The sequence below is a fragment of the Gordonia sputi NBRC 100414 genome, assembly GCF_000248055.1.
GTDB classification, from domain to species: Bacteria; Actinomycetota; Actinomycetes; order Mycobacteriales; family Mycobacteriaceae; genus Gordonia; species Gordonia sputi.
Window position 1 is genome coordinate 24,738 of the sequence record NZ_BAFC01000074.1, and the last position, 13,611, is coordinate 38,348.

Sequence of the window (13,611 nt, forward strand, 5' to 3'; positions counted from 1 at the left end):
GAGATCGGCCGTCAGAAGCCCATTCGTCCCAGCTGTTTGGGGTCTCGCTGCCAGTCCTTTGCCACTTTCACGTGTAGATCCAGGTAGACCTTCACGCCGAGCAGGTTCTCGATCTGCGCCCGAGCGGTGGTACCCACCTGCTTCAGACGCGAACCCTTGTGTCCGATGATGATGCCCTTCTGGCTGTCGCGCTCCACGTAGAGAATCGCGTGGACGTCGACCATCGGTGCCTGATCGGGGCGTCGGTCCTCGCGCGGGATGACCTCCTCGATCACGACCGCCAGTGAGTGCGGCAACTCATCGTGCACACCCTCGAGGGCGGCCTCGCGGATGAACTCCGCCATCAGGACCTGCTCGGGTTCGTCGGTCAGCTCGCCGTCGGGATAGAACGCGGGGCCCGGTTCCATCAGCGAGACGAGAACGTCTGTGAGGACGTCGAGCTGCGCGCCGCTGGTCGCCGACACCGGCACCACCTCGGACTCGCTGCCGAGCAGTTCACTCAGTGCGAGCAGTTGGGCCGCGACCTTGTCGGGCGTCACGCGGTCGATCTTCGTCACGACGCCGAGCACCGTCGTCTTGGGCGCCATCTGTCGCACCTGCGACACGATCCACCGGTCGCCGGGACCGATCGCCTCGTCGGCCGGGATGCAGATCCCGATCACGTCGACCTCCGAGTAGGTGTCGCGAACGAGATCGTTGAGTCGCTGCCCGAGAAGCGTGCGTGGTCGGTGCAGGCCAGGGGTGTCGACGATGATCAACTGCGCGTCCGGCCGGTTCACGATTCCGCGAATCGTGTGCCGAGTTGTCTGCGGACGATTCGACGTGATCGCGATCTTCTCGCCGACGAGGGCGTTCGTCAGCGTCGACTTCCCCGTGTTGGGCCTGCCGACGAAACAGACGAATCCTGAGCGGAATTCGTCGCTCATGACTCGACGCGATCGACGACGGCGCCGCTTCCATCGGCGACGATCAGAGGTGCCGACGGGCTGATCTCGTGCAGGGTTGCCAGGCCGGGATCGTCTGCGCGGCCGCCGACGACGACGGCGGCCTCGAACTCGCCTGCACCGCTGCCGAGCGCCGTCGCGAGCGCGACCTGAAGACCTGTCAACTGCAGCGAGCGCGTCTCGACGTCGGCTCCGGCGTAGGTCCGCCCGTCACCGTCGCGAACCGCCGCACCCGATGCGGTCTCTGCGCGGGCGCGCGCTCCCCTGGCGAGCACGACGAGTTTGTTGTCCTCGTCGTCGAGTGTCTGGGTCACCTGTGATCCTTGCCGTTGCGTGCGTGAACCGACGTGCCGCGGTCGGAGCCGTTCCGCTCAGAGTATTCCCCATCGGTGTCGGGGTCGGCGTCACGCACTCGACGTAGCGCGCCCGCGTCGGATTCCGAGCGGGCGTCACCGCGGCGTCGATCACGTCGTGAGTCGTCGTCATCCCGCGACGCCGCGTCTGCGTCGTCATCATCCGCAGACGGCAACTTGGTCACCAACACCGTGGTGATACGTTGGCGCCCTTGATGATTGGGCCCTCCCTCTGCGACAAGCCGCAGCCCGTGGGATTCGACGTCGGCACCCGGCAACGGCACGCGGCCCAACTCCAGCCCGACGAGTCCGCCGACGGTTTCGACCTCATCGTCGTCGATCTCGATGTCGAAGAGTTCGCCGAGATCCTCGACGGGCAGTCGGGCCGACACCCGAATGCTGCCGTCGCCGAGATCTTCGATGGGGGCGACCTCGTCGGTGTCGTATTCGTCGGTGATCTCACCGACGATCTCCTCGAGGACGTCCTCGATGGTGACCAAACCTGCGATGCCGCCGTACTCGTCGACCAGGAGCGCCATGTGGTTGCGGGTGCGCTGCATGTCTGCGAGCACCTTGTCGAGTGGCTTCGAGTCGGGCATGAACTCGGCCGGACGCATGAGATCTCGCGCCCGGATGACCGTGATCGGTTCTCCCGCATTCAGTGTCGAGGCGAGGTCTTTGAGGTAGAGGACCCCGAGCACGTCGTCGGGGTTCTCGCCGATCACGGGTATGCGCGAATGTCCGGACCGCAGTGCGAGATTCAGCGCCTGCGCGACGGTCTTGTCGTCTTCGATCCAGATCATCTCGGTGCGCGGGACCATCACCTCGCGGGCATTGGTATCGCCGAGGTCGAAGACGGATTGGATCATCCGGCGCTCATCTGCCGCCACCACTCCGCTTGCCTCCGCGAGGTCGACGACCTCACGTAACTCGACCTCGGTGGCGAACGGCCCGTTGCGGTATCCGCGTCCGGGGGTCAATGCGTTGCCGATGAGGATGAGAAGTCGGGTGACCGGTGTCAGCAGCACGCCGAGCGCCTGCAGGAACACCGCAGAGGCCAGCGCGACGCTGTAGGCATGTTGCCTGCCCAGCGTGCGAGGTCCGACGCCTGCCGCGATGTACGAGAGCACGGTCATGCCCGCGATCGTGACGACGAGTCCCCACCCGACCCCGAGCGCATCGACCGCGGCGACAGCGGCGAGTGCAACCGCCGCCGTCTCGCAGGCGACGCGCAGGAACACGGCGAGACCGACGTAGGTGGCGCGCGCATCCAACACCGACACGAGCCTGCGCGCTCCGGCGCGCTGCTCTTTGACCATGTCTTCGACGCGAGCGATCGACACCGTCGACACCGCGGTGTCGACGGCCGCGAACAAGCCTGCGGCAGCGAGCAAGACGAGAGCGACGATGAGGAACCAGATGTCTTGCGACAAGGTCACGTGTCCTTGGGCGGGGTGTGTCCCGGATCGGAGGCGTCGGGAGCAGCGTCGACCGACGCGATGTCGGAGAAACCGATGTTGGTCAACAGTTTGGTGTCACGGTCGGACTGACGCTGTACCTGCGCGATGCGGTGACGTTCGGCGTAGAACTCTTCGAGAATGCTGTTCTGCAGCCCGAACATCTCCTTCTCCTCCTCCGGCTCGGCGTGGTCGTAGCCGAGGAGGTGCAGGACACCGTGGATCGTGAGCATCGCGAGTTCGTGGTCGAAGGAGCGTCGTGCCTCTTTGGCTTGACGCTTCGCGAAAGCGGGACAGATCACGATGTCGCCGAGGATCGCCGGACCGGGTTCCGCGGCGTCGGGGCGGCCGCCTGGGACGAGTTCGTCCATCGGGAAGCTCATGACGTCGGTCGGCCCGGGCAGATCCATCCACTGGACGTGCATGTCGGCCATCGTGTCCTCGTCGACCAGCAGCAGCGAGAGCTCGGCTGCCGGATTGACATCCATCGCCCCCACGGCGAACCGTGCCGCACCGATGATCAGTTCCGCCGGGGCCTCGACGCCTGACTCGTTGGCGAGTTCGATACTCATGAGCGTCGTCCTCCTCCGGCGGCGCGTCGGGCCGCACGATTGCCGCCCTGGGCGCCCGCGTCGCGCAGCCGACCCGACGAACGGTGTGCCTCGTCGTCGCGGCCGTACGCGTCGACGATGTCGGCCACGAGTCGATGACGCACGACGTCGGAGCTGTTCAGATGCGAGAAGTGGATGTCGTCGATGCCCTCGAGAATGCGTGTCGCGGCGTTGAGGCCGCTCTGCGCTCCGCCGGGCAGGTCGACCTGAGTGACGTCGCCGGTGACGACGACCTTCGATCCGAACCCGAGGCGGGTCAGGAACATCTTCATCTGCTCGCTCGTCGTGTTCTGCGCCTCGTCGAGAATGATGAAGGCGTCGTTCAGCGTGCGGCCTCGCATGTACGCCAGCGGCGCGACCTCGATGACGCCCGCCGCCATGAGTTTCGGTATCGACTCCGGATCGATCATGTCGTGTAGGGCGTCGTACAGGGGCCGCAGGTACGGGTCGATCTTCTCGCTGAGGGTTCCTGGAAGAAAGCCGAGTCGCTCCCCGGCCTCGACAGCGGGGCGCGTGAGGATGATGCGGTTGACCGCTTTGCCCTGCAGCGCCTGCACGGCCTTGGCCATCGCCAGGTACGTCTTGCCCGTTCCGGCTGGTCCGAGGCCGAAGACGATCGTGTTGTTGTCGATGGCGTCGACGTACTTCTTCTGATTGAGCGTCTTGGGGCGGATCGTCTTTCCGCGACGGGAGATGATGTCGAGTGACAACACTTCTGCCGGCGACTCAGCCGATCCCTCGCTCAACATGGACACGCTGTGGCGCACGAGGTCAGGGGTCAGCGGGGTTCCGCGTCCCACCAGGTCGGCCAGTTCGGCGACAACTCTTTCCGATGCCGCGACGTCGGCGTGCTGACCGCTGAGCGTCACCTGGTTGCCGCGGACATGGATATCGGCGGGGAGAAGTTTCTCCAGGGTGCGCAGGTTGATGTCACTGGCCCCGAGCAGACCGAAGACCACCTCGGGAGAGATTTCCACGTTGGAGGTGACCACAGGTCTGCCCCCTGATGTTCCGCTGTTCGGCGCGTTCACGTCGGGGGTGCCGTCACTCACGTATGCAATCACTCCTGGTGTCTGGGGCTTTGGGCTCTATGCGTGCACTCGGATCCGGATCGAATCCGTGTCCGATACGAGTCTATCGCGCCACAACGGCCGATCAGCAGGCAATATTCCGGCGCACGGCGGTCGTCGCACCGCACCGACCACGGCACTCAGATCCCGAGCACGCGCAGTGTCTGCCGGTTGCACACGCTTCGCGGATCGACGAAAGCATCGTGTCCCTCGTCCGGCACCACGATGAGTTCGGCGGATTGCCCACGCGCACAGACCGTTTCGACGTAATGCCGACTGACGTCGACGGGGATCGCGGTGTCGAGCGTGCCGTGAATGGCGACGACGTGCGCGTCGAACGGCTCCTGTTCGATCGGCGAGGCCTGCCGGTAGCGTTCGGGCGCGGCGTCGTACGGCCCTCCCATCAGGCCCTCGACCGAGGGTCGCGCGGCACGACCGGCACCCACGAGATCCAGTGCCGCCGCCTGCGCGACGACCGTGGTGATCGTCGTCGACGCTGTCTTCGCTCGCAGTTGCGCAACCGACCAGAGCGCGAGTTGACCACCGGCCGAGTGCCCGACGACAGCCACATCGGTCCAGTCGACACACGCCCGCAGGTCGGGTTCGAGTGCGTCGGGAATCTCGGTGTCGAGCGCCTCGATAGCGGACCGGACGTCGGTTCCCGAGGCGGGCCATCCGGCACCCGCTTCACCGATGCGTCGATACTCGACGTTCCACACCAGTGCGCCCCGCTCCGCGTACTGTCGCGCGATCGCCGATTCGATGGTCAGGCTGAACTCTGTGGTCCAGTAGCCGCCGTGCACGAGGACCACCGGGCGCATCCGGTCAGGACGGTCGTCGGGGCTCGCCACGTGGTAGAGGTGACCGAACTGCGACGGCTCACCGCCGTACGCGATCTTCGAGCGGTGCACCGCGCACCGCTTCACCGCTCCCACCGATCGGTGAGCACGCCGATCGCTCCGAGCGCGACAGCGGCGGCGGCCGACGTCCGCAGCACCTCGGGACCCAGGACCACCGACGTCGCCCCCAGCGCGGTCAGATCGGCGATCTCGGCGTCGTCGAGTCCACCCTCTGGCCCCACCACGAGGGCGATCTGGGAGGCACCCGCCAGCGGTAGCGACCGCAGCGGCACGGCTCCGTCCTCGTGCAGCACCGCGACCACACCGCCGTCCGCGGCGACGCCTGCGCAGATCGCGCGCACGTCAGTCGTCGTCGCCAATTCACCGATGTCGGGAATCCATGGGCGCCGACTCTGCTTGGCCGCCGCGGACGCCGCGGCCTTCCACTTCGCAATTCCCTTGTCCGCCTTGCCAGTCCATCGCGCAACGCATCGCGCGGACTGCCAGGGCACGATGCGATCCGCACCCGCCTCCGTCGCGAGGTCGACGGCGAGCTCCGAGCGCTCGCCTTTCGGGAGCGCCTGGATCACCGTGACGGTCGGGCGCGGACGGTCGATGAACGTGTACCCGTGAGCGCGCGCAACAAGCGTGTCTTTCGACCGGACCGCCTCGACCGCGCAGTCGGCGACAGAACCCCGGCCGTCCCCGACGAGGAGTTGTTCGCCGACGCCGAGGCGAGTGACGGTCACGGCGTGCCGCCCCTCGCTACCGGCGAGCACGACCTCACCACCCACGCGGGGCACCTCGTCGACCCAGAACAACGGAGGACTCACCGACGTCGACCTTTCAGTTCACGATCCACTCGGCGTGCCACTCCGCTGCGACCTGTCAGCGTCCGGCGAAGGCGTTGCGCAGCCGCGAGAACAGGCCGCCGGGTGCCGCGGCAGCCGTGGTGGTGACCAGGTCGATCTGCTCCCCCGACGTCTCGCGAAACGCCGAGAGCGCCGCCGACTGTCCGGCGTCGAGCTTGGTCGGTACATGCACGTCGAGATGCACGTGCAGGGTGCCGCGCACACCACTGTTGACATGCGGCATACCCTGCCCGCGGACCTTGACCACCTGGCCGGGTTGAGTACCCGGCTCGATGGCGACGGTGATGTCGTCGCCGAGGATCGATTCGACGGTGAACTCCGCGCCGAGCGCGGCGTCGGCCATCGGCACCCGCAGCGTGCAGTGCAGGTCGTCCTTGTCGCGGATGAAGACGTCGTGCGGACGTTCCGAGACCTCGACGTACAGGTCGCCTGCGGGTCCACCACCCATGCCGACCTCGCCCTGGCCTGCCAGGCGAACCCGCATACCGCTCTCGATACCCGCGGGGATGCGCACGGTCATGGTGCGTCGCGAACGTACGCGGCCATCGCCACCGCACTTGTGACACGGATCCGGGATGACCTCGCCCGTTCCGTGGCAGGTCGGGCATTCGCGGACAGTCATGACCTGGCCGAGGATCGAGCGCTGCACGGCCTGGATCTCGCCCGCGCCCCTACAGGTGTCGCACGTCACGGGCTTGGAGTCGCCATTGGTGCCCGAACCCTGGCACACGTCACAGAGGATGGCCGTGTCGACGGTGATCTCTTTGTTGACACCGGATGCGCACTCTTCGAGTGTCAGTTCCACCGCTACGAGGGCCGGCTCGCCGGGCTGCACGCGTCCCTTGGGTCCACGACTTCCGCCGAAACCTCCGCCCCCACCGAAGAACGCCTCGAAGACGTCGCCTAGGCCGCCACCACCGAAGCCTCCCGCGAATCCACCGGCGCCGGGCCCAGCCAGCGGATCGCCGCCCGCGTCGACGATTCGACGCTTCTCCGGGTCACTGAGCACCTCGTAGGCGGTGGTGACCTCTTTGAAGCGCTCCTCCTCATTGGGATTCACATCGGGATGCAGTTCTCGGGCCTTCTTGCGATACGCCCGCTTGATCTCCTGGTCGCTGGCACCCCTCGCCACGCCAAGAACTCCGTAGTAATCAGTTGCCACGCTGTCGTCCGGTCCTCTGTGTCCGGGCCGGTCTGTCCGGCCCCGCTATGTACTGTCTCGAGTCCCAGCATGCGCCGGGTGTCGATTCCCGGCATGCGCCGGGCTTGGGCAGTCCGGCTCGGTGCCGGGAATGTGACGGGATGGTTCGCTGCGCGTCGCGCCGATCAGCGCTCTGCGAGGACCTCACCCACATACTTCGCAACGGCCGCCACCGAGGCGATTGTTCCCGGGTAGTCCATGCGGGTCGGGCCCACCACGCCAACGCTGCCGAATATCGTTCCCGAAGCACCGTACCCTGTGGAGACCACCGAGGTTCCACGGAGGTTCTCGGTTTGCGTCTCTTCGCCGATCTGCACTGTGACGCGGCCCATCCGCTGTGTTGTCGCCAACAACTTGAGCACGACTACCTGCTCCTCGAGCGCTTCGAGCACGGTGTCCATGCCACCGTTCATCGGAGCGAAATCGGCAGCCGAGCGCGCCAGATTCGACGTTCCGCCGAGCACCAGACGGTCGACGCCGCGTTCGACGAGAGTCTCGACGAGCACGGTGGCGAGCCCGATGACCTCGTCGCGGATGTCGCCGGGGGCCTCGTTGGCGAGTTCGGCCACCGCCGCCGACGCCTCCTCCAGCCGCTTACCGTGGAGCGCCGCCGAGAACATGTCGCGCAGCCGTGAGATGTCGTCCTCGGAACGGTCGGCACCGAGCGCGACCATCCGCTGTTCGACGCGGCCGGTATCGGTGATGACCACCAGCAGCAGGCGCGACGGCGACAACGTGACCACTTCGAGGTGCCGGACCGTCGCCGACGACAACACGGGGTACTGAATGACAGCGACCTGCCTGGTCAACTGTGCGAGCAGGCGCACAGACCTGCGCAACACGTCGTCGAGGTCGACGCCTCGATCGAGAACGGACAGGATCGCACGACGTTCCGCTGCCGAGAGGGGCTTGACCTCGCTGATCCGGTCGACGAACATCCGGTAGCCCTTGTCGGTGGGGACACGACCGGAGCTGGTGTGCGGCTGCGCGATATATCCCTCGGCCTCGAGCACAGCCATGTCGTTGCGGACCGTCGCACTCGAGACACCGAGATGGTGTCGTTCGACCAGCGCCTTGGAACCGATGGGTTCCTGAGTGTCCACGTAGTCGGTCACGATGGCACGCAGCACCTCGAACCGCCGATCGTCGGTAGCCGACACGTCCGCCACACCTCCTCGGGGCCCACTGTGCAATAAGCTCGGGGCAAATAAGCTCAGGGCAATTTAGCTTCCGGGCACATAAGCTCAGCACAAATACAGTCTGGTCAATCAGTTGTCAGACTCCATCCTAAGTGACGGCCGACGTCGAATCAGGGCCATCGCGTGGGCGTGAATCGCGGCGAGTCGGCCCTCGTAGCGGTGGAACTGACGACCGACGAGCCGGGACGATTCGACAGAGAAGACAGTGAGAACGTCGGGATGATTTTCAAGGGTGTGCGGGAGGGGAAGCCCTACCCCGACCACGGGTTGTCCGTCCGCGGATGGGCCAAGATCCCTCCTCGCCAGTTGCGTCTCGACGAACTCGTCACCGTGACGACAGTGCTCGCTCTCGACAAGCTTCTCAGCGAGGACTCCACCTTCTACGGCGACCTCTTTTCCCATGTCGTGCGCTGGCAGGGCGAGCTGTACCTCGAAGACGGCCTGCACCGTGCGGTGCGTTCGGCGCTACGGAACCGGCACATCATCCACGCACGGTTGCTCGACCTCGACGCCTACGACCTCTCACCCGGAGCGCTACCTCTCGAAGAACAGCTCCACGACACCGCCGAGATTCCGACGACGACGAGCCGCCCGACCCGTCCGGTGGACCCACCACGAAGCCCGGCAGGCCAGGGTGGCGCGCATCGTCGACCGACCCGCGGCACGGGCTGGTCGACGCCGCCGCGCCGACCCTGATCCGACGCTCCCTGGCTCTGGGCAGCCCTCACACCTCCATCGTCTTCTCGGTCGGCAGATCGTAGACGGGACACTCCGCGACGCCGATCGTGTCGCGGGTGATGGCCTCGACGGCCGCCTGTGTCGCCTCGGCGTCGTTGACCCAGTTCTTGTAGAAGTCGAACGGGCACTCGGCAACACCCTTGTCGCCGTCACCACCGGCGAGCACACCGGTGTAGCCGCGGTGGAGAAGTTTGAAGAGGTGATTCTGCGACTGGTCGTACTTGCGGGCATCGCGGATGGTCGACAGTGACAGTTGCGCGTACTGGATGCCGTAGTCCTCCTCGCCGCACTCGCCGAGGGTCCGACCGTCGAATCCGATGATCGAGCTGTGCCCGAAGTAGGTGTAGACGCCGTCCCATCCGGTGGCGTTGGCGACGGCGACGTAGCAGTTGTTCGCCCACGCCATCGCCTTCGCCATGAGCACCTGCTGGTCCTTGGCGGGGTACATGTATCCCTGCGGGCGCACGATGAGTTCCGCACCCTTCATCGCGCAATCGCGCCAGATCTCGGGGTAGTTGCCGTCGTCGCAGATGATCAACGAGATCTTCATGCCCTTGGGGCCGTCGGTCACGTAGGTCTGACCACCGGGGTACCAGCCTTCGATAGGCGTCCACGGCAGTATCTTTCGATACTTCTGCACGATCTCGCCCTCGTCATTGATCAGGACGAGGGTGTTGTACGGCGGCTTGTTCGGGTGATCTTCATGGCGCTCGCCGGTGATCGAGAAGACACCCCAGGTCTTCGCGTCACGACACGCCTTGGCGAAGATGTCGGTTTCGTCGCCCGGGATGCTCGCGGCCGTCGCGTACATCTCGTCGTTGTCGTACATGATGCCCATCGTCGAATACTCCGGGAACACAACGAGATCCATGCCCGGAAGGCCGGTCTTCATCCCGACAACCATGTCGGCGATCTTGCGCGCGTTCTCGAGAACCTCGGCCTTCGTGTGCAGGCGCGGCATCTTGTAGTTCACCACCGCGACGCCGACGGTGTCCGGACTCGATGAGATGTCTCCGTGCCGCATTATTGCCTCCTCCAGCCTCGTGGGCTTCGACGTTTCACTTCCACTTGGAAGTACTATCACCGCCAGAGTAGGAGATCGGGCATTACTGTCGGATTGCGTCGATGTTCGAAGATGGTTACCCCGCAACGATTGTGGTCTGTCTCCAACGACAACACCCTGCACGACGCCCGCACATCTGCTTTCATTCGAAAGTAGCTGCTCGCACTATGAGGCCGGGCGAGGCGACGAACGACGAAGGGACGAACAGTGTCGGGATACCTGTCGCAGAAGGTCGACGACCTCAACTCCGGTCATCTCACCGCGGGACGCGCGCGATCGTTCCGCATGGGCCGGGCGTCGTCGCCCGAGCAACTCTCGGCGTCGCTGCGAGCCGCGATCATCGGCCAGGATCACGCCATCGACGCCGTCGTCCGTGGATTGACGATCGCTGCCGCGGGAATCCGGGATCCACACCGGCCCATCGCCTCTCTGCTCTTCGTCGGACCGACGGGTGTCGGCAAAACTGAGCTTGCCCGCAGGCTCGCCGCCGAGATAGCTGGTGATCCGGACAGACTGTGCCGCATCGACATGAATTCCCTTGCCCAGGAGCACTACGCCGCGTCGCTGTCCGGCGCTCCGCCGGGCTACGCGGGCGCCAAGGAGGGTTTCACGCTGTTCGATCGAGAGCTGGTGGAGGGCAACATCTCCCGGCCGGGCATCGTGTTGTTCGACGAGGTCGAGAAGGCGCATACCACCGTGTTGCGCTCGCTACTGCAGATACTCGACAGCGGCACACTGCGACTGACCGCGGGCACGTCGAGCATCACCTTCCGCAACAGCGTGGTGCTGCTGACCTCCAATCTCGGCTCCGCAGAACTCGCCGCGAAGACACGTACCGGGGCCCCCTTGACACTGCGACGCTTCCTCGGCGTCAGGTCACCCGACACGACACACTCCGACGGCGAGCTCGTCGACCGCGCCGTCGAGGAGTTCTTCGATCCCGAGCTCTACAACCGATTCGACGAGATCGTCCGGTTCACCCCGCTCGACGAAGACAACGCAGGCGCCATCGTCGACCTCGAGCTGCGGCGACTGACCCAGACGCTCAGCGACCGCGGAATCACCTGGGCAGCAGATGATTCCGTGCGCCGCTACCTTCTCGTTCACGGCTTCGACAGGGTGTACGGCGCGCGCAATCTCAAGCGCGTCATCCGACGTGAACTGCACGCGTCGGTCGCGCAGGTCATCGTTCATCACGACGCCGACAGCCCACTGTCGATGAGCAGTACGGTTCGTGACGACTCGATCGTCACCTCGCAGCAATGACCCGACAACGCCCGGCGCGGGGATCACGCAACGTGGATACGTTCGAGCACGTCGAGGTCGAGATGACGCGCCGCGGCCACGTAGACGTCCTGATCCGTCTGACCGGCGCCGAGCCGCAGGGCACCACGCGACCCGTCGATCGTTGCGCCGCGTGCCGCAGCCTCGAGCGCTGGTACCGCGAGCGATCCTGCGCGCGTGGCGATTTCGCCGAGCACGTTGATGGCCTCGTAGCAGGACTGCCCGATACTGTTGAGCATCGGCGCGTCGACACCGTGGAACCGGTGGTAGCGGGCACCGAAATCGAGCGTCGACGTGGTGGCGAGCGAGTCGAAATAGCCTGCGGCAGAGTACATGTTGGCAGTCGCCGAGGCTCCCATGCCGAGAACCTGGTTCTCCTCGAGAATGGGGCTGAATCGCAGAGTGATCTCGTCGAGACCACGTCTGGCGAACGCGCGGCCGAACCGGACGGCGTCGTCGCCGATCAGCAATACGAGCACCGCGTCGGGACCATGCACCTCCAGCCAATCGAGCGTCTCGGTGAAATCCGACGTTCCCAGCGGCGTGAAGGTCGATCCCAGGTGCGACATGCCCGTTCCGGCAAGGTGCGCCTCGGCGCGCGCCGCGATCTGCCTCGGCCACACGTAGTCGTTGCCGACGACACACCACGTGTGCGCGCCGAACTGACTGCGCAACCAGTCGAGCGCCGGCAATACCTGCGCGCCCGGCGACTCGCCGGTCATGAACAAACCCGGTGTGCGAAACTCGCCTTCATGCAGTGCCGCATACACGTAGGGCAACTCGCCGCCGACGTACCGGAGGATCTCCTTGCGCACCGCGGAGATGTGCCAGCCGACGACGGCGTCGATCGCACCTGCTCGCCACAGAGTCGCGACCTCCTGGGCGACGACTGCGGGACGTCGGCCTCCATCGACGATCACGAGTTCGATTTCACGGCCCAGAACTCCTCCGCCACCGCACAATTCGGCGACGGCGAGATCGCCGCAGGCTTCACACGACGGCCCGAAGATGCCCGCGGATCCCTGCACGGGAACCACGTAGGCGATGCGAATCGGCAACTCGCGATGGGTCATTGGACTCCCCTGGCATCCGCGATCGCGGCCTGCATATGAGCGGCAAGACTACACGCGCATCGACCGGGCGGCGCGCGGACGACGCCGAGCTCCCGCTGCTCCTGCGCCTGCTCAGCGCGGCGCGCAGCGTCGAATCCGGCATCGCCGAAGCCCTGGCGTCAGCAGGTGTGACGCCCGAGCAGTGGCGCGTCCTCAGCGTCCTCGAGGCGGGCGGGGGTCGCGCCATGAGCGATCTCGCACAGACCGCGGTGCTGCCTGCGGCCACCGCAACACGCATCGTCGACCAGTTGGTGTCGAACGGCCTGGTCTATCGCCGCGCCGATCCCGTCGATCGACGTCGGGTCGTCGTGCATCTCAGTGCACGGGGACGTCGGACGATCGCGCCGATCCTCGACGCCGAGGCCGCGCTCGAGCGTGCGGTGGTCGAGGGGCTCGGACCTCGTGGATACCTCGGCGTCGCGGCATCGCTCGACCTGATCGCGCACACTCGGCCCGCCGACTCGGACGCCACGCCCTCGCGTTCGCTCAGCCGTCCATGAGCAGGATGTCGCGAATCACGCCGTCGGCGAGGAGCCTGCCGCGGTCGGTCAGCACGAGCCGCTCTGCGACGTCGTCGCGCAACAGTCCCGCCGCGCGGGCGCGCTCTGCCGCCACCAACTCGCCCTCGCTGAGGACCTCGGTGGGCAGTCCCTCACGGCACCGCAGCGCGAGCATGACCTGCTCTTCGTGTCTATCGGTCGCCGTGAGCGTCTCGGAGTCGTCGACCGCAAGGCCGCCCATCTCCAGGGACCGCGCATAACGCGCGGGATGCTTGACGTTCCACCAGCGCACGCCGTTGACGTGCGAGTGGGCGCCGGGACCGATTCCCCACCAGTCGTCGCTGCGCCAGTAGCCCAGGTTGTGTCGG

Annotated in this window: 14 protein-coding genes and 1 pseudogene; 3 read left to right on the plus strand and 12 right to left on the minus strand. The window is 66.0% G+C overall.

The genetic code is table 11. The features are described 5' to 3' along the window. Positions 1-11: 11 nt before the first annotated feature. From era to hrcA, 9 genes are all read right to left on the minus strand, one after another. Positions 12-926, minus strand: coding sequence for a GTPase Era (gene era, locus GOSPT_RS12225; RefSeq protein WP_005206500.1), 915 nt, complete (start codon positions 924-926; stop codon positions 12-14). Then, positions 923-1,258 (minus strand): cytidine deaminase-like protein, encoded by a 336-nt coding sequence (locus GOSPT_RS12230; RefSeq protein ID WP_005206501.1) that lies wholly within the window; start codon positions 1,256-1,258, stop codon positions 923-925. The genes era and GOSPT_RS12230 overlap by 4 nt, the downstream gene beginning before the upstream one ends. Then, entirely contained in the window at positions 1,255-2,730 is a 1,476-nt protein-coding gene (locus tag GOSPT_RS12235) for a hemolysin family protein (RefSeq protein WP_141630878.1), read from the minus strand. The genes GOSPT_RS12230 and GOSPT_RS12235 overlap by 4 nt, the downstream gene beginning before the upstream one ends. A gap of 2 nt (positions 2,731-2,732) precedes the next feature. Further along, the gene (ybeY, locus tag GOSPT_RS12240; protein WP_005206503.1) at positions 2,733-3,326 is read right to left on the minus strand and encodes an rRNA maturation RNase YbeY; all 594 of its coding nucleotides are present in this window, start codon (positions 3,324-3,326) and stop codon (positions 2,733-2,735) included. Beyond that, a complete protein-coding gene (locus GOSPT_RS12245) occupies positions 3,323-4,417 on the minus strand; it encodes a PhoH family protein (RefSeq protein WP_005206504.1) in 1,095 nt (364 codons plus the stop codon). Before GOSPT_RS12245 ends, ybeY begins: the two co-directional genes overlap by 4 nt. A gap of 158 nt (positions 4,418-4,575) precedes the next feature. Continuing rightward, a complete protein-coding gene (locus GOSPT_RS12250) occupies positions 4,576-5,346 on the minus strand; it encodes an alpha/beta hydrolase family protein (RefSeq protein ID WP_005206505.1) in 771 nt (256 codons plus the stop codon). A gap of 11 nt (positions 5,347-5,357) precedes the next feature. Further along, a complete protein-coding gene (locus tag GOSPT_RS12255) occupies positions 5,358-6,107 on the minus strand; it encodes a 16S rRNA (uracil(1498)-N(3))-methyltransferase (RefSeq protein WP_039855846.1) in 750 nt (249 codons plus the stop codon). 55 nt (positions 6,108-6,162) lie between these two features. Beyond that, complete coding sequence (gene dnaJ, locus GOSPT_RS12260; RefSeq protein WP_039855847.1) at positions 6,163-7,308, minus strand: molecular chaperone DnaJ; 1,146 nt, start codon at positions 7,306-7,308, stop codon at positions 6,163-6,165. A gap of 164 nt (positions 7,309-7,472) precedes the next feature. Further along, entirely contained in the window at positions 7,473-8,507 is a 1,035-nt protein-coding gene (gene hrcA, locus GOSPT_RS12265) for a heat-inducible transcriptional repressor HrcA (RefSeq protein ID WP_005206508.1), read from the minus strand. 258 nt (positions 8,508-8,765) lie between these two features. Between hrcA and GOSPT_RS12270 the strand changes: the two genes are divergently transcribed. Next, a complete protein-coding gene (locus tag GOSPT_RS12270) occupies positions 8,766-9,242 on the plus strand; it encodes a type II toxin-antitoxin system VapB family antitoxin (RefSeq protein ID WP_039855849.1) in 477 nt (158 codons plus the stop codon). Positions 9,243-9,270: 28 nt separating this feature from the next. Here the strand turns inward: GOSPT_RS12270 and GOSPT_RS12275 are convergent, their stop codons facing one another. Continuing rightward, the gene (locus tag GOSPT_RS12275) at positions 9,271-10,308 is read right to left on the minus strand and encodes an aliphatic amidase (protein ID WP_005206510.1); all 1,038 of its coding nucleotides are present in this window, start codon (positions 10,306-10,308) and stop codon (positions 9,271-9,273) included. A gap of 246 nt (positions 10,309-10,554) precedes the next feature. Between GOSPT_RS12275 and GOSPT_RS12280 the strand changes: the two genes are divergently transcribed. Then, positions 10,555-11,613, plus strand: a complete 1,059-nt coding sequence (locus GOSPT_RS12280; protein ID WP_005206511.1) for an AAA family ATPase — start codon at positions 10,555-10,557, stop codon at positions 11,611-11,613. Positions 11,614-11,636: 23 nt separating this feature from the next. On the opposite strand, the gene GOSPT_RS12285 is transcribed toward GOSPT_RS12280, so the two are convergent. Beyond that, positions 11,637-12,704 carry a substrate-binding domain-containing protein gene (locus tag GOSPT_RS12285; protein WP_005206512.1) on the minus strand — a complete coding sequence of 356 codons (1,068 nt, stop codon included), beginning with the start codon at positions 12,702-12,704 and terminating at the stop codon, positions 11,637-11,639. A gap of 35 nt (positions 12,705-12,739) precedes the next feature. Here GOSPT_RS12285 and GOSPT_RS12290 point away from each other — a divergent pair, with 35 nt between their 5' ends. Beyond that, the gene (locus GOSPT_RS12290; protein WP_005206513.1) at positions 12,740-13,243 is read left to right on the plus strand and encodes a MarR family winged helix-turn-helix transcriptional regulator; all 504 of its coding nucleotides are present in this window, start codon (positions 12,740-12,742) and stop codon (positions 13,241-13,243) included. Here GOSPT_RS12290 and GOSPT_RS12295 read toward each other — a convergent pair. Beyond that, positions 13,230-13,611 (minus strand): annotated as a pseudogene (locus GOSPT_RS12295) (radical SAM family heme chaperone HemW); the annotation flags it as partial. The gene GOSPT_RS12290 and the pseudogene GOSPT_RS12295 sit on opposite strands and share 14 nt — an antisense overlap.